At 28.8% G+C, this 22,762-nt stretch carries 15 protein-coding genes and 1 pseudogene; 14 read left to right on the top strand and 2 right to left on the bottom strand.

What is annotated here, in order from left to right; genetic code table 11:
* Window positions 1-35 precede the first annotated feature (35 nt).
* The 7 genes from Q5O29_RS05150 to Q5O29_RS05120 all read left to right on the top strand — a co-directional run bounded on the left by Q5O29_RS05150 (window position 36) and on the right by Q5O29_RS05120 (window position 9,511).
* Window positions 36-1,394 (top strand): ABC transporter permease, encoded by a 1,359-nt coding sequence (locus Q5O29_RS05150; RefSeq protein WP_022167001.1) that lies wholly within the window; start codon window positions 36-38, stop codon window positions 1,392-1,394.
* An 11-nt stretch (window positions 1,395-1,405) separates the two neighbouring features.
* Window positions 1,406-2,032 carry an ABC transporter ATP-binding protein gene (locus Q5O29_RS05145; protein ID WP_022167002.1) on the top strand — a complete coding sequence of 209 codons (627 nt, stop codon included), beginning with the start codon at window positions 1,406-1,408 and terminating at the stop codon, window positions 2,030-2,032.
* A gap of 169 nt (window positions 2,033-2,201) precedes the next feature.
* The gene (gene pflB, locus Q5O29_RS05140; protein WP_022211923.1) at window positions 2,202-4,454 is read left to right on the top strand and encodes a formate C-acetyltransferase; all 2,253 of its coding nucleotides are present in this window, start codon (window positions 2,202-2,204) and stop codon (window positions 4,452-4,454) included.
* Entirely contained in the window at window positions 4,420-5,214 is a 795-nt protein-coding gene (pflA, locus tag Q5O29_RS05135; RefSeq protein WP_022211922.1) for a pyruvate formate-lyase-activating protein, read from the top strand. The genes pflB and pflA overlap by 35 nt, the downstream gene beginning before the upstream one ends.
* 215 nt (window positions 5,215-5,429) lie before the next feature.
* Window positions 5,430-6,416: a choloylglycine hydrolase gene (gene bsh / locus Q5O29_RS05130; protein ID WP_022211921.1), complete on the top strand. Its 987-nt coding sequence runs from the start codon at window positions 5,430-5,432 to the stop codon at window positions 6,414-6,416.
* Between the two features lie 237 nt (window positions 6,417-6,653).
* Window positions 6,654-7,838 carry a M20 family metallopeptidase gene (locus Q5O29_RS05125; protein ID WP_022211920.1) on the top strand — a complete coding sequence of 395 codons (1,185 nt, stop codon included), beginning with the start codon at window positions 6,654-6,656 and terminating at the stop codon, window positions 7,836-7,838.
* A 296-nt stretch (window positions 7,839-8,134) separates the two neighbouring features.
* A complete protein-coding gene (locus Q5O29_RS05120) occupies window positions 8,135-9,511 on the top strand; it encodes an MATE family efflux transporter (RefSeq protein WP_022211919.1) in 1,377 nt (458 codons plus the stop codon).
* Window positions 9,512-9,553: 42 nt separating this feature from the next.
* Here Q5O29_RS05120 and Q5O29_RS05115 read toward each other — a convergent pair whose 3' ends face one another.
* Entirely contained in the window at window positions 9,554-11,662 is a 2,109-nt protein-coding gene (locus Q5O29_RS05115) for a BglG family transcription antiterminator (protein WP_022211918.1), read from the bottom strand.
* Between the two features lie 66 nt (window positions 11,663-11,728).
* On the bottom strand, window positions 11,729-11,986 hold the full coding sequence (locus tag Q5O29_RS05110) for a DUF4176 domain-containing protein (RefSeq protein ID WP_022211917.1): 258 nt from the start codon (window positions 11,984-11,986) through the stop codon (window positions 11,729-11,731).
* Window positions 11,987-12,435: 449 nt separating this feature from the next.
* On the opposite strand from Q5O29_RS05110, the gene glmS reads away from it, so the two are divergent.
* The 7 genes and pseudogenes from glmS to Q5O29_RS05075 all read left to right on the top strand — a co-directional run.
* Window positions 12,436-14,262 (top strand): glutamine--fructose-6-phosphate transaminase (isomerizing), encoded by a 1,827-nt coding sequence (gene glmS / locus Q5O29_RS05105; RefSeq protein WP_022211916.1) that lies wholly within the window; start codon window positions 12,436-12,438, stop codon window positions 14,260-14,262.
* Between the two features lie 266 nt (window positions 14,263-14,528).
* Window positions 14,529-16,364 carry a PTS mannitol transporter subunit IICBA gene (locus tag Q5O29_RS05100; RefSeq protein WP_022211915.1) on the top strand — a complete coding sequence of 612 codons (1,836 nt, stop codon included), beginning with the start codon at window positions 14,529-14,531 and terminating at the stop codon, window positions 16,362-16,364.
* A 40-nt stretch (window positions 16,365-16,404) separates the two neighbouring features.
* Complete coding sequence (locus Q5O29_RS05095) at window positions 16,405-17,565, top strand: mannitol-1-phosphate 5-dehydrogenase (RefSeq protein WP_022211914.1); 1,161 nt, start codon at window positions 16,405-16,407, stop codon at window positions 17,563-17,565.
* Between the two features lie 410 nt (window positions 17,566-17,975).
* Window positions 17,976-19,112 carry an N-acetylglucosamine-6-phosphate deacetylase gene (gene nagA, locus Q5O29_RS05090; protein ID WP_022211913.1) on the top strand — a complete coding sequence of 379 codons (1,137 nt, stop codon included), beginning with the start codon at window positions 17,976-17,978 and terminating at the stop codon, window positions 19,110-19,112.
* 38 nt (window positions 19,113-19,150) lie between these two features.
* Window positions 19,151-20,060, top strand: a pseudogene (locus Q5O29_RS05085) (PTS transporter subunit EIIC).
* Between the two features lie 193 nt (window positions 20,061-20,253).
* A complete protein-coding gene (locus tag Q5O29_RS05080; protein WP_022211910.1) occupies window positions 20,254-20,832 on the top strand; it encodes a TetR/AcrR family transcriptional regulator in 579 nt (192 codons plus the stop codon).
* Window positions 20,833-21,001: 169 nt separating this feature from the next.
* Window positions 21,002-22,762, top strand: a 1,761-nt coding sequence (locus Q5O29_RS05075) for an oleate hydratase (RefSeq protein ID WP_302631761.1), incomplete at its 3' end; no start/stop codon positions are given.

Here is a 22,762-nt window from a genome sequence, read left to right as displayed (position 1 = left end):
AAAATGTGATTAAGTTAAGTGAGGAGGAAAAAACAATGAATGTATTTAAAAGAGCGAGATTATATATAACAAGAAAAAAAATGAAAAGTCTTATTATGTTATTTATATTATTTGGAATAGCAACAGCTGTTTTAAGTGGGATTTCAATTAAAAAAGCTGCAACTATAGCAAAGGAAAATTCTATTAAAGATATAGACAATAGATTTGAGGTTCAATCTAATTTTGCATCAAACTTGGATGATTCTGTTCCAGAAAGTTTGGTTAATAAAATTTCAAAGGTAGATGGAATTAAAGGATATGATGGAGTAATTCAAGGAGCTGCATTAGATTTTAAAAATCTTAATCATATAGATGCAGAAAAGAATGTAGTTCAATATAAAGATGATTCTGAATATGAAAAACTTTTTACAGTAGAAGGTCATACATCTACAGAGTTTGATACTAAATTTATAAGTAAATCATTTAAGCTGGTAGAAGGAAGACATATTGTTGAAAGTGATAAAAACAAAGTATTAATTCATAAGGCTTTAGCTGAAAAGAATAATTTAAAAGTTGGAGATAAAATAAAAGGAACTAAAAATAATGTTGATTATAATGTATCTTCAATGTCACCAGATGAATATGAATTTGAAATTGTAGGAATATTTGAAAGTGCAAATACTGAAAGATCAGGACATAAAACAGAGCTTTCAGAAAATCTTATAATATCAGATATGTACACTTTAAAAACTTTATATGGATACTCTGATGGAAATATTAAGTATACAAATGCTATATTTAACACAAGTGATAAAGCTGAAAATGTATTGCCAAAGGTTAAGCAAATTTCAGCTGATTGGAATAAATACACAATAGTAAGAAGTCAAGATACATTCTTAGCTTTAACTAAGTCATTCGATACTTTAGGTAAGATTGTAAATATAATTTTAGTTGGAGCATTTGTAGTAGGAGTAGTTGTATTATCATTAATTTTAGCGTTTTGGATTCAAGGAAGAATTCATGAAACTGGAATATTACTTTCAATTGGAGTATCAAAGTTTAATGTTATTTCACAATATATTATTGAATTATTACTTATAAGTGTATTAGCTTTCGGAGCATCATATTTTTCAAGTAAGGTAATTTCACAAAATATAGGTAATGCAATAGTTAATCAAGCAAGTAAACAAGCTGTACAAGATGTTGAAAGTGGATTTGGAGGATTTAACTTAGGAAATGATCCTAATAGTAACTTGCTAACTCATACTGTAAGTGAAATTGATGTAAAAGTAGATGCTAAAGAAGTAGTTTATGTGTATATTTTAGGAACTGGTATTATAATAATTTCAGTATTACTATCATCAGCATCAATAATTAAATTAAAACCAAAAGAAATATTATCAAAAATGAGCTAGGAGGGAGATAAATGTCAATTTTAGCATTAAATAAAGTAAATTATTCATATAAAAATGGAAAAAGTGTTTTAAGTGATGTAAGTATGGAATTTGAAAAAGGTAAATTTTACACTATATTAGGTGTTTCAGGTTCAGGAAAATCAACATTATTATCATTATTAGCTGGATTAGATGAGCCGAAAAGTGGAGCAGTTCTCTATAATAATGAAGATATAAAAATAAAGGGATATGAGAAACATAGAAAAAATAATATTTCGTTAATTTTTCAAAATTATAATTTAATAGATTATATGACACCACTAGAAAATTTAAAAATAGTTAATCCAAAAGCTGATAAATCAATATTAAATGATTTAGGATTAAAAGATGATGAAATTAATAGAAATGTATTACAATTGTCAGGAGGACAGCAACAACGTGTAGCTATTGCAAGAACATTAGTTGCAGATTCGCCAGTAATATTAGCAGATGAGCCTACAGGAAATTTAGATAGTGGAACAGAAGATGAAATTATAGAAATATTAAAAACAAGTGCACATAAGCATGGAAAATGTGTAATAGTTGTTACCCATAGTAAGGAATTAGCTAAGAAATCAGATGTTATACTTGTATTAAAGAATAAGAAGTTAACTATGTAATATATATAAAGACTACATTGAATTAATAATTTAATGTAGTCTTTATTTTTTTTATTTGTATAATAAACTGTTTAAGGAAAATATTGACATAAATGATAAAATAAGATAATATTTTTCTTGAGTATAGTTTTCAAATTTGAATATGTTAATAATTTGTGGAGGAATGAAAATGTTAGAAAAAGAACAATGGGAAGGCTTTGAAGGGCGATTATGGAAAGAAGAAATCAATGTAAGAGATTTCATTCAAAAAAATTATAAACCATATGATGGTGATGAAAGTTTTCTTGCAGCTCCGACAGATGCTACAAACAAACTTTGGAGCAGATTACAAGAACTACAAAAGGAAGAAAGAGCTAAGGGTGGAGTACTTGATATGGAAACTGAAGTAGTTTCTAGCCTTACATCTTATGGTCCAGGGTATATTGATGAATCTTTAAAAGAACTTGAAAAAATTGTTGGTCTTCAAACAGACAAGCCTTTAAAAAGAGCTTTTATGCCATATGGCGGTATAAAAATGGCTGAACAATCCTGTGAAAATTATGGATATAAAGTAAATACAGAATTACACAAAATTTTTACTGAATATCATAAAACTCATAATCAAGCAGTATTTGATGCTTATACACCAGAAATGAAAAAAGCACGTCATAGTCATATAATTACAGGACTTCCTGATACTTATGGGCGTGGACGTATTGTTGGAGATTACAGAAGAGTTGCTCTTTATGGTATAGATCATCTTATAGAAGAAAAAACTAACGATTTTAATAATTGTGGCGATGGTACTATGACAGATGATATTATTCGTTTAAGAGAAGAAATTACAGAACAACGTAGAGCACTTGAAAATATGAAAAAAATGGCTGAAAGCTATGGATATGATATATCACAACCAGCAAAAGATGCTAAGGAAGCAGTTCAATGGTTATATTTTGGATACTTAGCTGCAATAAAAACTCAAAATGGTGCAGCTATGTCAATAGGGCGTGTATCTACATTTCTTGATATATATATTCAAAGAGATTTAGATAAGGGAGTTATTACAGAAAGAGAAGCTCAAGAATTAATTGACCATTTAACAATGAAATGTAGAATGGTTAAATATGCAAGAATAACATCTTATAATGAATTATTTTCAGGCGATCCTTCATGGGTTACTATTGGATTAGCAGGTATAGGTGTTGATGGACGCCATATGGTAACAAAGAATGACTATCGTTTCCTTCACACATTAGAAAATATGGGACCTGCACCAGAGCCAAATATTACTGTATTTTATTCTTCTGCACTTCCTGAAAATTTTAAGAAGTATGCAGCTAAGATTTCAGTAGAAACAAGTTCTATTCAATATGAAAATGATGATGTTATGAAACCAGTATGGGGAGATGATTATTCAATTTGTTGTTGTGTATCAGCTACTCAAACAGGGAAGGAAATGCAGTTTTTTGGAGCTAGAGCTAATTTAGCTAAATGTTTACTTTATGCAATAAATGGTGGTATTGATGAAAAATCAGGTAAACAAGTTGGACCAGAATATAAGGGAATAACTTCTGAATATCTTAATTATGATGAAGTTATTGCAAAATATGAACAAATGAGTGATTGGCTTGCAGGTCTTTATGTAAATGTTCTAAATTTAATTCAATATATGCATGATAAATATTATTATGAAGCAGCAGAAATGGCTCTTATTGATACAGATGTAAGACGTACATTTGCCACAGGTATTGCAGGATTCTCACATGTAATAGATTCTCTTTCGGCAATTAAGTATGCTAAAGTTAAGACAATACGTAATGAAGCAGGCATTGTTACAGATTATGAAATTGAAGGGGACTTCCCTAAATACGGTAATGATGATGACAGAGCTGATGAAATAGGTGTATATGTTCTTAAGTCATTCCTTGACAAAATCAAGAAGAGACACACATACAGAAATTCTGAACCAACAACATCAATTCTTACTATAACATCTAATGTAGTATATGGTAAATATACAGGTAATATGCCAGATGGACGTGAAGCTTGGACTCCACTTTCACCAGGAGCAAGTCCATCTTATGGAGCAGAAAATAATGGATTGCTTGCTTCATTAAATTCTGTAGCTAAATTACCATATGAATGGGCTTTAGATGGTATTTCAAATACACAAACAATTAACCCAACAGCACTTGGTCATGATAAAGAAGAACAAGCTGATAAACTTGTACAAGTATTAGATGGATATTTTGAACAAGGATCACATCATTTAAATGTTAACGTATTTGGTGTTGAAAAATTAAAAGATGCTATGGAACATCCTGAAAAAGAAGAATATGCTAACTTTACCATTCGTGTATCAGGTTATGCAGTTAAATTTATAGATTTAACAAGAGAACAACAACTTGATGTTATTTCTAGAACATGCCATGCAGAAATTTAATTTGAATAAAAATATAGCAAAAATTCATTCAATAGAAACTTTTGGATCTGTTGATGGACCTGGAGTGCGTTTTGTTGTTTTTTTTAATGGCTGTCATATGAGATGCAAGTTTTGTCACAATCCTGATACTTGGGATATTAATGGTGGTGAGGAAAGAACTGCTGATGAGCTTTTGACTCAAGCTTTAAAATATAAAACTTATTGGAAAAGTGGAGGAGGCATTACAGTGAGTGGTGGTGAGCCACTTATCCAAATAGATTTCTTAAATGAATTTTTTAAAAAGGCTAAGGCTAAAGGTGTTCACGTAACATTAGATACGTCTGGAAATCCATTTACAAGAGAAGAGCCTTTCTTTAGCAAGTTTAAGGAGCTTATGAATGTAACTGATCTTGTAATTTTGGATATTAAAGAAATAGATGAATCTAAGCATAAAAAACTTACAGGATGGAGTAATTTAAATATTCTTGATATGGCTAAGTATTTATCAGAAATTAACAAACCAGTATGGATTCGTCATGTATTGGTACCAGGTGGAAGTGATAATGATGAAGAATTGATAAGACTTAATGAATTTATCAAGACTTTAAGCAATGTAGATCGTGTAGAAGTAATTCCTTATCATGACCTTGGAATTTTTAAATGGGAGAAACTTGGTATTGCTTATCCTTTAATTAATGTAAAACCACCTACTAAAGAGAGGGTAGAAAATGCTAAAAAGCTTCTTTATACAAGTGAATATAGAGGGTATTTATCACGATAAATAATATCATGCAACATATAAACCCATGAAAAGCAAACTTTTGATTTTCATGGGTTTGTTTTATCTTAATAATAAATGAATGAATAATGTCTTAGTAGAGAATACTAAGTTTATCTGATAATTAAAAAATAATAATAGAAAAATTATTTTAAGAAATTAGGATAGATTTATAGATTTTTTAATTTAAGATAAAATTTACTTTGGAGGAGATAAAAATGTGTACAGCGTTAACGTTATCAACTAAAGATGGTTATAATTTATTTGGTAGAAATATGGATTTGGCATATTCATTTAATCAAGCAGTAACATTAGTTCCTAGAAATTATGAGTATAGAGATAGAGTTACTGGAGAGATAAGAAAAAATAAATATGCAATATTGGGTATGGCCAGTGTTATAGATGATTATCCAGCTTTTGCAGATGCATTTAATGAAAAAGGATTAGGGTGTGCAGGACTTAATTTTCCAGGATATTTTCACGCAGAAGAAAATGAAGTTCATGGAAAGAAAAATATAGCACCATATGATTTAATTTTATGGATACTATCAAATTTTCAAACAGTAGATGAGGTTTTAAATGAAATTAAAAATATAGAATTAGTGGCAATACCAATTAATGAAAAAACACCTCTTCCAACACTTCATTGGATAGTTTCAGATACTAATGGAAAATCTATAGTTATAGAAAAAACAAAAGAAGGATTTAAAACTTATGATAATCCAATTGGAGTTTTAACTAATTCACCAACATTTGGTTGGCATTTAACTAATTTAAATGAATATATGAAAACCACACCTGTTCAACCAGAAAATGTGAAATGGGGCAATAAAGAATTAAGACCTTTAGGGGTAGGGATGGGTACAAAAGGGTTACCAGGAGGACTTTCTGGAGTTGATAGATTTGTAAGAATAGCATATTTAAAATCAAAATTTCCAGTATCAGAAGATTTATTATCAGGAATAAGTCAATTTTTTCATATGTTAAATAATGTAGCAATGCCTAGAGGTGCTGTAATTAGTGAAGGATCAGATGATATTACTTTATATTCTTCTTGTATGTGTCAACAAAAAGGCATTTATTATTATTCTACATATAACAATAATGGAGTTAGTGCAGTTGATATGAATAAAGAGGATTTAGATGGTAAAGAAATTAAAAGGTTTGAGTATTTAGATAAATTAAATATAATATATCAAAATTAAATTACCTAAAATTTAATTATTGAAGCAAATTTTTATTGTGATAAATTTTATCATAATGATACTTAAAAAAGACCCTCAAATATATATTTTTGATTAATTTTAAATTAAAAGAGTAGGGTCTAGATTTTAAAAAAATTATTAAAAATAAATTTCTTTTTTGTTTACAATTATTTAATTGACTTTGAAAATAAAAAGTATAATATTAAGTTTATAAAATAAAAATAAAGAGGTAAACATATGAAAAAATTTATAGAACAAGCAAAACTTATAAAAGAAGAAATTATAAGCTATAGAAGAGTAATTCACAGTAATCCAGAGGTAGGTCAAGAGTTACCAAAAACTAAAAAATATGTTATGGATAAATTAGTTGAATTTGGATATTCTCCTGAAGAAATTTGTGAAAGTGGAATAGTAGCTACAATTAAAGGAAACAAACCAGGAAAAACTTTTTTATTAAGAGCAGATATGGATGCACTTCCTATAGCTGAAAAAACTTCATGTGACTTTAAGTCTACTAATGGATGCATGCATGCATGTGGACATGATATGCATACAGCAATGTTATTAGGAGCAGCAAGATTACTTAAAGAAAATCAAGATGAGATAGAAGGAACTATTAAATTAGTTTTTCAACCTGATGAAGAAGGATTTACTGGTTCTAAGAAAATGATAAAGGCAGGGGTACTTGAAAATCCTAAAGTTGATGCAGCTTTAGCAATGCATGTTCATTCAGGAACACCTTCAAATGTTGTATTATGTGGTTTAGGAACTAGTATTGCAGGGTGTAATAGATTTAGAATTGTTGTAAAAGGAAAAGGATGTCATGGAGCTATGCCAGAAACAGGAATAGATCCAATCAATATAGCTGCACATATCTATTTAGCAATTCAAACTATTTTAACTAGAGAAATATCAGCTACTGAATCAGCTGTTGTTACAATAGGTAAATTTGTAGGTGGAGATGTACCAAATGTAATACCGGAAGAAGTTGTTATGGAAGGAACTATAAGAAGTTTAGATAAAGAAGTAGGGGAATTTATTTTTGATAGAATGAATGAAATAGTTACTTCTACAGCTAAAATGCTTAGAGGAGAAGCAGAATTGATAGAGTTATCATCTGTACCACCATTAGCAAATAATGATGAATTAGCTCATGAACTTACTGGTTATATGAAAGATATAGTTGGAGAAAAAGCAGTTGTTTTATTTGAGCAAGGTGGAATGGGTTCAGAAGATTTTGCTTCTTATTCATATGAGGTTCCAAGCGTATATATTATGTTAGGAGCTGGTACAAAGCAAGAAAATAGTTTATATGGAGAAGCTATGCATAATGAAAAGGTAGTTTTCAATGAGGATATATTACCTACAGGAGCAGCTATACATGCATATAGTGCTATAATGTGGCTAAAAAATAATAAATAATTAAAATTAATAAATCCAGATATACTTAAATAATTGTATATCTGGATTTTTATGTGTGACTACTATATTCAATAACTTAATGGTGAAAGTCAATTTGTAGGCTTAGTACTAGAACCACTAGTTAATGACAAGGTTATCTACTATGAGGTGGAAGAGTAAAAAGAAATTTACGAAAATATAATAAAATTTTGTAAAAAATAATTATGTGAAATATATGGAAATTGTAGACATTATATAATAATATATCTTTGGAGTAATAAAAATTAAGGAAAATATAAAGAGAGAGGTTATGGGTTATGAGAAAAAGTGAAATGAGAGATATGACCAAAGGAAATGTTTTCAATATTATTTTAGGCTTTGCAATTCCATTATTATTAGGAATGTTATTTCAACAGTTTTATAGTATGGTTGATACAATTATTGTAGGTAAATATTTAGGGGTAAGTGCATTAGCTTCTGTAGGGTCTACTGGGTCAATAAATTTTATGATAATTGGTTTTTGTATGGGTGTTTGCAATGGGTTTGCCATACCGGTGGCACAAAAATTTGGAGCAGGAAATTTTAAAAAACTACGTAAGTACGTCTTTAATAGTGGTTTTTTAGCTATAGTATTTTCAGTAGTCATGACATTGATAGTTTGTGTGTTTTGTAGACAAATTTTAATAGCCATGAGAACACCAGAAGATATAATTCAAGGGGCTTATAGCTATATATATGTGATTTTTCTAGGTATACCAGCAACTTATTTATATAACTTGTTATCTGGAATTATAAGATCACTAGGTGATAGTAAAACGCCACTTTTCTTTTTGATAATATCATCTATAATAAATATAATTTTAGACTTATTTTTAATTATCTATATGCATATGGGAGTAGCTGGTGCTGCTTGGGCAACAGTTATAGCTCAAGCTGTATCAGGTATATTATGTTTAATATATATGAGAAAAAAATATTCAGTTCTAAAATTTGAAAGTGATGAATTGAAGATTGATGGATATTGTATAAGAAGATTATGTTATATGGGAATACCTATGGGGCTACAGTATTCTATTACTGCTATAGGAAGCGTCATACTGCAAGCAGCAGTAAATGGTCTTGGATCTATAATTGTAGCAGCAGTAACAGCAGCGGGAAAAATTTCTATGTTTTTATGTTGTCCATTTGATGCATTAGGGTCTACAATGGCTACATATACAGGACAAAATATTGGTGCTGGTAAATTAGAACGTATAAGTGAAGGCATAAAGAAGAGTATGATAATTGGTTCAGTTTATTCAATTGTTGCTTTAATGATATCTGTTTTTTTTGGCAAGAGCTTAGCCCTTCTTTTCGTAAATGAAAATGAAATAGAAATACTTGCAAAGGTAAGTGAAAATTTAATTATCATAGCAGCTTTTTATATTCCTTTATGCATAGTAAATGTAGTACGTTTTACTATCCAAGGAATGGGATATTCAACTTTTGCTATATTAGCAGGAGTGTGTGAAATGATTGCTAGAGCATTATGTGGATTTATCTTAGTTCCTATTTTTGGCTATGTTGCAGTATGTTTAGCAAGTCCAGTAGCCTGGATTTTTGCTGATGCATTTCTTATTCCAGCGTATAAATATGTAATAAATAAAAGCAAATGTGAAATGAAAATAAAGTTAGTTGAAGCAAAAAATATATAAGAAAGAATCTGGGGATGTCGCATAATGCGACATCCCTATTCTTTATTTAATAGTTGATTTTACTTTATTTTTATAAAAATAAGTAAGTTTTTTTTCAATTTCTCTTTTTATATCATGAATACTTCCTGTTTTTATTATTTCTGAAAAATACAGATTTTCTATTAATTCACAACTTATTTCACTCATAACTTCTAATTCTATTTGTTTTGCATTTTCTGGTAATAAAGAAAGCATTGCAGATTTAATTTTTTTTCCATCTATTAGTAATTCATCTTTTAGTTGAATTACTCCAAATTTACATTCTTTAATTACATCACTTTTACAATGTAAAAGCATTAAGTCATATCCTTTCAGATATGTAGTTCCTAATTTTTCACGTTGTAATAATCTATTTTCTATGTTTATTCTATCTTCTTCATTATCGCTAAATAATTTACTGGACACATAAATTAAATCATTTATATCTAAAACCGTTTTCACTTCTTTCAAAATTATATTTGATAACAGATTAATAATAATATCACCTAAATTAGATATTAATTGTATTTCTTCTTTTCCAAATATTTTTTTTTCAGCTTTTTTAGATACCATATTTATTTTGTTATCCAATATTTCTTTTGTAAAATTTTTTAGTTTCAATTTATCATCTTCTGATAACAATGGATTTACTGATATACATTTATAATCTATATCTAATTTTACAGTAGAAATTATACAATCTATACCTTGATTTTTTAAACTATCAATGTCTATATTAATAATAGAAATTCTATCTTTAATGATTATATTATTAAATGATCTTTGTATATCACTTGATAAAAGCCTAGATGTCCCAACGCCAGATGGACATGCTACTACAGCTATTATTTTTTCTTGTTCTAAAGTTCTTTGTATTGCAGCTGCAAAATGTAATGTTATGTATGCAATTTCAGATTCTGATATCTTAGAGATATTAACTATATTTTTTAGTATTTCACATGCTTTTTCACAAGCTTTAAAAATTTCATAATATTTTTCTTTAATACTATCAAGCAATGGATTTCTAATATTAAGATTCATGGTTAACCTACTTATAGCAGGAACTAAATGATTAGATAAATCTCTATTTAATTTATCTTTATCTATTATATCTATTTGGAAATCGTTTTCTATACTGGCAATAATAGTACTTGATATTTTTCTAATATCCAAATTATTTAAATCTATGTTATCTTCAATTTTATTTAGTGATAATTTTGCACCTTTAATGTGCATGGTGATATATCCCATTTCATCTCTTGATATTTCTATACCTAATTCTTTAGATAAATTATTAGCAATTTTTTTTGCTATTTTAAATTCATCCATATTTTCTAATTCTAATAAAACATCTTTATCCATAATTATTGTATCGCCATTTTGCAATCTCTTTATTACTAAAGTTAAATGTATTATTAGTCCTATGTAGGAATTATCTGATAACTTAAATTCATATTTTTTCTCTATATTATTTAGTACATTTTGAATAGCTTTTATTAAGTCTTCCTCTACAAAATCTAGTAATTTATTTTCCAATGTTAAATCCTTAAGATTTTTATCTATTTCATTATTATTACCTAATAAATCTATAATTTTATTTTGTCCTATAGCACTATATAAAATATTTGATAATACTTTTCTATAATTTTCTTCAGAACCTTCTAAATAAATTCCAACACCTTGTCTTTTTATAATTTTAATATTAAATTGATTTAACCAATTTTCTAATTCATATAAATCGCTATTTAAAATTCCTTCAGATATTTTTAAATTTGAAGTAAAATAATATGATTTTAATGGAGTTTTATTAAGTATTAATTCTCCTAATATTATTCTTTTTCTTTCTTCTTTAGTGTATTCTTTTTTTATATTTTCAAATTCTAGTAATTCTAATATAAATTCTTTGTTTTCTAAACTTTCATCAATAATTAGACCTACTCCTGGTTTTTTTATAAAATTAAAGTCATTTTCATAAAGCCATTTCTCCACATTAGGCATATCCCTTAATACAGTTCTATTGCTTAATCCTAATTTTTCTGCAATATTAGAAATTGTTATAAAATCAGTATTATTAGGACTAGTTAAAATTTCTATTATTTTCTTTTGTCTTAATGTTAAAGCATTTTTTTTCATTAAATATCTCCTAAAATAAGCTATAATTTTTAGATAAAAGATATTTCTTATCTAAGTTTATTATATCTACTTATTTAAATTTTTTAAAGCTAATTTAAAAGCATCTTCTTCTAAATCTAGATATCCTTTAAAAATAACTTGCTGTATATCAGTATTATTAAATAAAAATGTATATCCTAATCCTAAATAACCTTCTGGATATAATACACCTAAGTAATCCCAGATTTTATTTTCTGATTGTTGTATTTGTTTTCTACCAATAATCATAAGTTTTTTATAACCATTTTTTAAAACTACTATAGAGCCTAGTGGCAATAAATTCATTATATTGTATTCTCCTTTTATTAATTATTTGATTATTTACAATTATATGGTTTATTTGATATAAAAATATTAATGCAAAAATATTATTGATATGATATAATTTTAAACGAGAGGTATAAAATTTTAAATAAGTTGGTGAGAATTATAGAAGAAAAAATTTTAAAAAAATAATAAAAGCGCCAGAACTTAGTAAATAAATTAAAACATTTACTAAGTTGACGAGGTTGGGGAATATCGAGATTTTCGGCGGATGCCCCACAGTACTTGTATGCTACTGTTAAAAATTGGCAAAACTAGAAAGTGATTTCTAGAACAAATTCAATTGGGTATACAACCTTCATTTAAGATTTTTGATTTCTGAGAACATTATACCTCTGTATTAAATTTATGTTAGAACAGAGTCTTGAAGAAGTAAAATTATTTTTATAAATGTAAGGGAGATTTTTAATATGTGTGGAATAGTAGGATATGTTGGAAATAAAAATGCAACAGATTTTTTAATAGAAGGATTATCTAAGCTTGAGTATAGAGGTTATGATTCAGCAGGGATAGCTGTAATTAATAATGGTGAAGTAGAAATAGTTAAACACAAAGGACGTTTAGCTAATCTATCAAGAGAATTAGAAAATAATCCTGCTGAAGGAACAATAGGAATTGGACATACTAGATGGGCCACTCACGGTGAGCCATCAGATATTAATTCACATCCTCACCAAGCTTCAAAAGGAGATATAACTGTAGTTCATAATGGTATAATTGAAAATTATGCTGAATTAACTAAATTCTTAAAAGATAAAGGATATGAGTTTAAATCAGCTACAGATACAGAAGTTATACCAAATTTAATTCATTACTATTACAATGGTGATTTATTTGAGGCAGTAGCTAAAACTATAGAAAGATTAGAGGGAAGTTATGCTTTAGGAGTAATTTGTGGTAATGAACCAGATAAAATAGTAGCAGTAAGAAAAGATAGCCCTTTAATAGTTGGGCTTGGAGATAATGAAAAATTTATAGCTTCAGATATTCCAGCTGTTTTAAATTATACAAGGGATATCTATCTTTTAGAAGATAAAGAAATTGTTGTTATAACTAAAAATAGTGCAGAAGTATTTAATTTAAATGGAGAGAAAATATCAAAAGAAATTTATAAAGTAACATGGAATGAAGATGCAGCTGAAAAAGGTGGATATGATTCATTTATGTTAAAAGAAATTCATGAACAACCAAAGGCTATTAGAGATACAATGACAGGAAGAGTTTTATTAAATGATAAAGTTAAATTTGAAGATTTCAATTTAACTTTAGAAGAATTAAATGAAATTGATAGAATTTATATAATAGCATGTGGTACAGCTTATAATGCTGGATTAATGGGGAAAGTAGCCATAGAAAAATTAGCTAAAATTCCAGTTGAAGTTGAAATAGCTTCAGAATTTAGATATAGAGAACCATTAGTAACTAATAAAACTTTAATAATTACATTAAGTCAATCTGGGGAAACAGCTGATACTTTAGCAGTTTTAAGAGATGCTAAGAAAGTAGGAGCTAAAACTTTAGCAGTAACTAACGTTGTTGGAAGCAGCATTTCAAGAGAAGCTGATAATGTAATTTATACTATGGCAGGACCAGAAATTGCTGTTGCATCTACTAAAGCATATACAACTCAAGTTGTAGTAATGAATTTACTTGGAATGTATTTTGCTGACTTAAAAGGAATTTTAGATAAAGATGTGGAAAAGGAACTTAAAGAATCTTTATTAAGTTTACCTGAAAAAATTGAAGCGGTGCTTGAAATGAAATCACAAGTTGCTGAAGTAAGTAAAATATTAGCGGAAGAAACAGATTTATTCTACTTAGGTAGAGGAGCTGATTATGCACTAGTTATAGAAGGTGCATTAAAAGTTAAAGAAATATCTTATGTTCATTCTGAAGCATATGCTGGTGGTGAACTTAAACATGGAACAATTGCATTAATTGAACCTGGAACAAAGGTTATAGCAGCATTAACTCAAAGTCAATTAAAAGATAAAATGATTAGCAACATAAGAGAAGTTAAATCTAGAGGAGCTGAAATAATTGCAATTGCTTATGAAGATGAAGAATTAGATTTAACAGTATTTGATAAAGTATTAAGAATTTCTAGAACTTCTAATATGATAGCACCTATTTTAGGAGCGATTCAATTGCAATTAATGGCTTATTATGTAGCAAGTGAAAAAGGTTGCGATATAGATAAACCAAGAAACTTAGCAAAATCTGTTACAGTTGAATAATAAAATAATAAATAAAAGGTTAAGCATAATTATTATATGTGCTTAACCTTTTATTTAATTTATAACTAAAAACATTGCTTTATTAGTGACAAAATATAAGGTATTGTTAAAAAAATAATTTGTCACTAATATTAAGGACAAGTTGTAATTATCAATTTGTTGATGTAAACGTATATATAAAATAAAATAAACTTGTAAGCGATAGATTAAAATTTCAAATACAGCTTATAGATAAATATGCTATCAAGTTTAGGAGGAAAATAAATATGAAGGAAAAGATTCAGAAGTTTGGAAAGTTTCTTAGTGGTATGGTAATGCCTAATATAGGAGCATTCATAGCTTGGGGATTTATTACAGCATTTTTTATTGCTAGTGGATGGTTTCCAAATGAAAAATTAGCAGGACTAGTTGATCCAATGTTAAAATATCTTTTACCAATATTAGTTGGATACACTGGTGGTAAAGTAGTAGCTGGAGTTCGTGGTGGAGTAATTGGTTCAATAGCAACAATGGGAGTTATTGTTGGAGCTGATATTCCAATGTTTATAGGTGCTATGATAATGGGTCCATTAAGTGGATATATTATTAAAAAGTTTGATAAAGCAGTTGAAGGTAAAGTACCAGCAGGGTTTGAAATGTTAGTTAATAACTTTTCAGTTGGAATAATAGGTATGATACTTGCAATAGTGGGATTCTATGCAGTAGGACCATTTGTTGTTATGATGACAGGGGTATTAAAAGGTGGAGTAGAATTTATAATAAGTAAAGGGTTATTACCTTTAGTATCAATATTTATAGAACCAGCAAAAGTTTTATTCTTGAATAATGCAATCAATCATGGAATTATAGGACCAATAGGAATCGAACAAGCTCAAAATATGGGTAAATCAATAATGTTCTTATTAGAGTCAAATCCAGGACCAGGACTTGGAGTGTTATTAGCATATTGGATGTGTAGTAAAGGTGCAATGAAAGAGTCAGCACCAGGAGCAGCAATAATTCATGCTTTAGGTGGGATTCACGAAATTTATTTCCCATATGTATTAATGAATCCATTATTACTTTTAGCACCAATAGCAGGTAGTGCGGCAGGAATATTAGTATTTTCAATATTTAAAGTAGGTTTAGTTGCAACACCATCACCAGGAAGTATATTTGCAATATTAGCTTTAGCACCAAAAGGTGAAATGTTAGGAGTACTTTTAGGAATTTTAGCAGCTACAGCAGTTTCATTCCTAGTAGCAGCACCTTTAGTAAAAAAAGTAGCAAATAATATGGAAGATGAAACTAAAGAAGAGAGCAACTTAGAAAGTAATGTTGATGTAATTAAAAGAGATGTTATAAATAAAATAGTATTTGCATGTGATGCTGGAATGGGATCAAGTGCAATGGGTGCTACAAAATTTAGAAATAGAATAAAGAAATTAGGATTAAATATAGAAGTTACAAATTCTTCAGTAGATACTATACCAAGTGATGCTGATTTAGTTGTAAGTCATGTTAAGTTAATTGAAAGAGCAAAGAAGAATTCAACACAAGCTGAACATGTATTTATAGAAAACTTCTTACAAGATAAAAAGTTAGATGAATTATTTAATAGTTTACAAGCAAGAACAAATGGAAATGTTAAAGTTGCAAAAGAAGTAGCAGCAACTAATGAAATTGTAGAAGCAAAAGAAACTTCAATATTAAATAAAAATAATATAGTTTTAGGTTTAGAAAGTGTTTCAAAGGAAGAGGCAATAAAGAGAGTAGGTGAAATACTTGCAAAAGAAGGCTATGTGAAAGAAGAATATATCCAAGCTATGCTTGAAAGAGAAGAAATAGTTTCAACATATATAGGGATGGGAGTTGCTATACCACATGGTGTTGGAGAAGCTAAAAAAGAAGTAAAGAAATCAGGAATAGCAGTACTTCAATATCCGAATGGAATTAAATTTGGTGATGAAGTAGCTTACTTAGTAGTGGGTATTGCAGGTGTTGGAGATGAACATTTAACTATATTATCTAATATAGCAATGTCATTAGAAGATGAAGGTTTAGTAGAAAAGTTAAGAAAGACATATGATGTAAACGATATATTAAAAGTATTTAATAAATAATTAATTGTATAAATTATTAAAGTAAATGGAGGGAAATAATATGAAAAGGGCGATTCAATTTGGAGCTGGAAACATAGGAAGAGGATTTATAGGAGCTTTATTATCTAAATCAGGATATCATGTAGTATTTGCAGATGTTAACGAAGAGATAATAAGCAAGATTAATGAAGATAAATGTTATACAATTCATATAATGGATGTTGAATGTAAAGATGAAAAAGTAGAAAACATTAGTGGTGTTATATCAACAAGTGATGAAATATTAGAAGAAATTAGAACATCAGATATAATTACAACTGCTGTAGGTCCTGTAGTATTGCCAAGAATAGCATCAACTATAGCTAATGGAATTAAGTTAAGAAAGATAACAGGTGTAACTAGTTATTTAAATATAGTAGCTTGTGAAAATGCAATAAAAGCAAGTTCACAATTAGAAGAAGAAGTTAAAAAATATTTAAATGAAGAAGAGATAGCGTATTTAAATGAATATGTAGGTTTCCCTAATTGCTCAGTGGATAGAATAGTACCACCAGTTAAAAGTGAAAATATATTAGATGTAGTTGTGGAAAATTTCTATGAATGGAATGTAGAAGAAAAAGCATTTAAAGGTGAAATTCCTAAAATATATGGAATGAATTTAGCTGATAATTTAATGGCATATATAGAAAGAAAATTATTTACATTAAATACTGGACATGCAATAACAGCTTATTTTGGATATTTAAAAGGTTATAATACTGTTGATGAAAGCATAAAAGATGAAGTTATCCACGATTTAGTTAAAAAGGCCATGATAGAAAGTGGACAAGGACTTATAGCTAAATATAATTTTGATAAAGAAGAGCATTTTAAATATATAGATAAGATAATTGGAAGATTTAAAAATCCATATTTAAAGGATGATGTAGCTAGAGTTGGAAGAGAGCCTTTAAGAAAATTAAATGAAAATGACAGATTAATTAAACCTCTAATGACAGCAAAGAGTTTTAATTTAGACATAGACAATCTATTATTAGGAGTTGGAGCTGCTCTTAATTATAATAATGAAGAAGATAGTCAAAGTGTAGAACTTCAAAGCCTAATTTCTGAAAAAGGTGTTAAAGAATCGTTAGCTCATGTAGCTAATTTAGCACAAGAACAAGAAATTTTGTCTAAGGTTGAAAAATATTATAATGAAGTGAAAAATATAATTAGTGCTTAATTTAATATAAATATTAAGAGTGATACCTCATAAATGATTTAAAAAATTTGTGAGGTATCATTTTTTTAGATATATTTACTTATTCAAGATATAGATACAATTATTAAGCATATGAAAAATATCATCATTATAGACAACCTTGTTTACATAAATGATTCTCTGTAGGTTATTCAAAGTTGGTAAGTGGTGCTACTGTATTAATTTAAATAGACTAGTTAAGCGTGAGAAAAGAGCAATAAGTATCATTATTGTATTATGACTCTTTTTTGAAAGTTTGGTATTTTAGAAAAATAACCACAAATAATCCATCAACTATGTTACAATTACATTTTGATGTAACTCTTATAATAGATAAAGAAATAGAGGAAGCATTAGAAAACTTATAATTGTTAACTAAAGGAGTTTTACTAATGATAATTAAAAATTGTAAAATTATATATAAAGATAAAATTGAAGAAGGATCAATATTAATTAAAGATGGTAAAATAGAAAAAATAAATACAGAAGATTTTAAAGGAGAGGTTTTAGATGCTAAAGGTTTATATCTTTCTCCAGGATTTATAGATGTACATATACATGGTGCTGGTGGATATGATACTATGGATGGTACAGTAGAAGCTCTCAATACTATAGCAAAGGTAATAGTGGAGCATGGAACTACATCTTTTTTACCAACAACAATGACTGTATCAATTGAAGATATTAATAAAGCCATGAAGGTCATTAAGAAGCTAAAAGAAGAAGGAACAGAGGGAGCAAATGTTTTAGGTGCACATTTAGAAGGACCATTTATCAGTCCCAAAGCCATTGGTGCTCAAAATCCTAATTTTCTTTTAAAGCCATCCATAGAATCATATGAAAAAGTAGTTGATGGATGTAGTGATGCTGTTGTATCACTTACCTTGGCACCGGAAGTTGAAGGAGCTAAGGAACTTATAGAGTATACTACATCTAAAGGTATAGTTTGCTCCTTAGGACACACAAAAGCTACTTATGAGGAAGTAATAGAAGGAATCAACTGGGGAATTAGCCATTCAACGCATTTATATAATGCAATGACAGGTTTTAACCATAGAGAGCCAGGATGCGTAGGAGCAATATTTGATACTGATATTACAACAGAAACAATAGCTGATGGAATTCATATTTCATATCCAGCATTAAAGATAGCTTATAAAGTTAAAAGCACTGATAAAGTAATGTTAGTAAGCGACTCAATGATGGCTTGCTGCATGAGAGATGGTTGTTATTCTTTAGGTGGTCAAGATGTTGAAGTGATAAATGGTGCTGCTAGACTAAAAAATGGAGCCTTAGCTGGTTCAGTATTAACCATTGATAAAGCTGTTGCTAATGTATATAAAAATTGCGGAATACCTTTATATGAAGCAGTAAAGATGGCTACATATAATCCAGCAAAACACTGTAATGTTCATAGTTATAAAGGTTCTATAAAAGAAGGTTATGATGCAGATTTATTGTTATTTGATGAAAATATAACAATAAAGAAGGTATTTGTCAAAGGGAAAGAAGTTTATACTGAAAGATAATTTTTATCTTATCAAAAGAAAAAAGGGGAAATATTATTATCATGAAATATTTGCAAAAGCTAGGTAAATCATTAATGCTTCCAGTAGCATGTTTACCAGTTGCCAGTATACTTATGGGAATAGGATATTGGATAGATCCAGCAGGGTGGGGAGCTAATAATTTAATAGCTGCTTTTATGATTAAGGCAGGTAGTGCTCTAATAGACAATATGGGAATTCTTTTTGCTATAGGTGTAGGTATTGGGATGTCAGATGATAATGATGGGACAGCAGGTCTTGCAGGTCTTGTTTCATGGTTGATGATGACTACTTTATTATCAACTACTGCTGTTGCCATGTTTAAAGGTGTAGATGTATCTGAAGTACCAGCCAGCCTTTGGTAAGATACAGACTCAGTTTACAGGTATTTTAGCAGGGATTATTGGAGCTACTTGTTATAATAAATTTAAATCTGTTAAGTTACCAGCAGGAGCTTTAGCAATGTATCATTGTGCAAATAAGAATAAGAAAAAAGTAGTATATGGATTATTACTTGCAGGATCAATTTCGGCATTCTTTACAGGTGTTACTGAGCCGTTAGAATTTGCCTTTATGTTCTTAGCACCAGGACTATATTTTATACATGCAGTATTAAGTGGAATTTCTGCTGTAATATGTACAGTACTTCCTGTAAGAGTAGGATTTGTAGACTGGGTATTAAGTTTTAAGGCACCAATGGCTGAAATTATCTTAGAAGGTTTAGGTGGAAAAGAAAATATTATTTCTATTGATAATTGTGTTACAAGATTGCGTTTAGAAATTAAAGATAAATATAAAATAAACGAAAAGCTTGTTAAATCCTCTGGGGCTTCAGGTATAATAAAACCAGGTAAAAAGAGCATTCAAATTATCATTGGAACAAAAGTGCAATTTGTATGTGATGAATTAAAAATATTATATTCAATGTAAGATAAAAAAGGGGCTGTCTAATAAATTATTTTTAAATGATTTATGAGACAGCCCCTTTTTATATATGAAAAACTAGAATATTAAGCTTTATTTTATATTATGGAATATTTACATTTATCTGTGGTACAATTATTTAGAAAGTTATGGAAAAAATATTAGCTATTTTAGCTGGTTAAAGATGGGAGGTTAACATATGTCAGAAATAACTAAAAGGGCTTTTGCAAGTTCGTTGAAAAAGATGTTAGCAAAAAAACCATTGGAGAAGATAAGGATTATAGATATTACAGAATATTGTGGGGTAAACCGTCAGACTTTTTATTATCATTTTAAAGATATATATGATTTACTGGAATGGGTATACACTAATGAAGCCACTAAAGCTTTAGGCGAAAAAAAGACATACGAAACATGGCAACAAGGATTTAAGCAAATATTTCAATATATTGTGAATAATAAAGAATTTGTCTTAACTACTTTTAATTCTGTCAGCAGAGAATATTTAGAGAGATATTTATATAATGAAGTATATTTATTATTAATTGGTGTAGTAGAGGAAAAGGCAAAAGGCATTCCTGTTAGAGAAAAGGATAAATCCTTTATTGCTGATTTTTATAAGTATGCTTTTGTTGGAATTGTTTTAGACTGGATTAAGAGTGGTATGAAAGAAGAGTCAGATAAAATTATTGAAAGGCTTAATAAACTTATATATGGTAATATGGAAGAAGCGTTGGAAAGGTATAGAACAGACAAGACATATTCATATAAGAAATAAGATTAAAATAGACAAGTGCTAGCATTTGTCTATTTTTTTTACACTTTTATGAATGTGGATAAATATTAGACAGAGGAAAGATATTGTCTATATTAAAGAATATTAATAATCAGTAATATGAATTTATAAAGAAAATAAATTATTGAGATAAATAGTGGGAGGCAATTATATGTATTATAGCAATGGAAATTATGAAGCATTTGCTAGACCAGAAAAACCAGCAGATGTAGAGAGAAAATCAGCATATTTAGTTGGCGCAGGGTTAGCTTCACTAGCTGCTGCATGTTTTTTAGTTAGAGATGGCCAAATGAAAGGTGAGCATATTCATATTTTAGAAGATGGAAATCTTCCAGGTGGTGCTTGTGATGGTATTAAAGATAATGAAAGAGGATTTATAATTCGTGGTGGACGTGAAATGGAAAATCATTTTGAGTGTTTATGGGATTTATTTAGATCAATACCTTCTTTAGAAATAGAAGGGGCCTCAGTGCTTGATGAATATTATTGGCTAAATAAGAAGGATCCAAATTATTCATTAATGAGAGCTACTGTCAAGAGAGGTGAAGATGCTCACACTGATGGCAAGTTTGGATTAAGTGATAAAGCTGCATTGGAGATAGTTCATTTATTCTTTACTAAAGATGAGGATTTATATGATGTAAAGATAAAAGATGTTTTTAGTAGTGACTTTTTTCAGTCAAATTTCTGGTTATATTGGAGGACTATGTTTGCCTTTGAGGATTGGCATAGTGCGTTAGAAATGAAGTTATATATACAAAGATTTATCCATCATATTGGTGGATTACCAGATTTTAAAGCTTTAAAATTCACTAAATATAATCAATATGAATCATTGATTTTACCAATGATAAAATATTTAGAAGCTCATGAGGTAAACTTTCAATATAACACTACTGTTACAAATGTGCTATTTAAAAAAGAAGGTAGTAAAAAAGTAGCTAGTAAAATAATATGTACTCATAATGGGAAAGAGGAAAGCATTGATTTAGTTGAAGATGATCTTGTTTTTGTTACTAATGGAAGTTGTGTAGAAAATTCTACTTATGGTGATAATGATCATGCAGCAGTTTTGAATAATAAGGAAGGTGCATGTTGGAGATTATGGAGAAACATTGCAGCACAGGATAAGTCTTTTGGAAATCCTGATAAATTCTGTACTAATATAGAAGAGACAAATTGGGAATCGGCGACGATAACAACTTTAGATGAGAAGATTCCGCCATATATCGAAAAAATATGCAAGCGTAATCCATTTAGTGGTAAGGTTGTTACCGGAGGTATAATAACTGTTAAGGATTCATCTTGGTTAATGAGTTATACATTAAATAGACAACCTCATTTCAAGGAGCAAAAAGATAATCAATTAGTTGTATGGGTATATGGATTATTTACAGATGTGCCAGGAGACTTTATCAAGAAGCCAATGAAGAACTGTACTGGTTATGAAATTACTCAGGAATGGCTATATCATTTAGGTGTACCAGAAGATCAAATTGCAGAAATGGCTAAGCAGTCAGCAAATTGTGTTCCATGCATGATGCCATATGTTACTGCTTTTTTTATGCCAAGAACTGCAGGAGACAGACCTAAGGTTGTACCAGAAGGTTGTGTAAACTTTGCCTTCTTAGGACAGTTTGCTGATACAGTAAGAGATACAGTATTCACTACAGAGTATTCTGTAAGGACAGCAATGGAAGCTGTTTATACATTACTTAATGTGGATCGTGGAGTTCCAGAAGTATTTGGTTCTTGTTATGATATTAGAGTGCTTTTAGATTCAACTTCAAAGATGATGGATGGAAAGAAGCTAACAGATATAAAACTATCTCTATCAGAATCAATAGCACAAAAGACTATGATGAAGAAGGTTTCAGGAACGGTTATTGAAGAATTGTTAATGAAATATAAT

Origin of the sequence: Clostridium sp. CAG:265 (genome assembly GCF_000436575.1) — a bacterium.
GTDB lineage: Bacteria > Bacillota > Clostridia > Clostridiales > Clostridiaceae > Clostridium > Clostridium lentum.
Note: the sequence above shows the minus strand (reverse complement) of the source record. Positions and strands in the feature narration are given on the sequence as shown.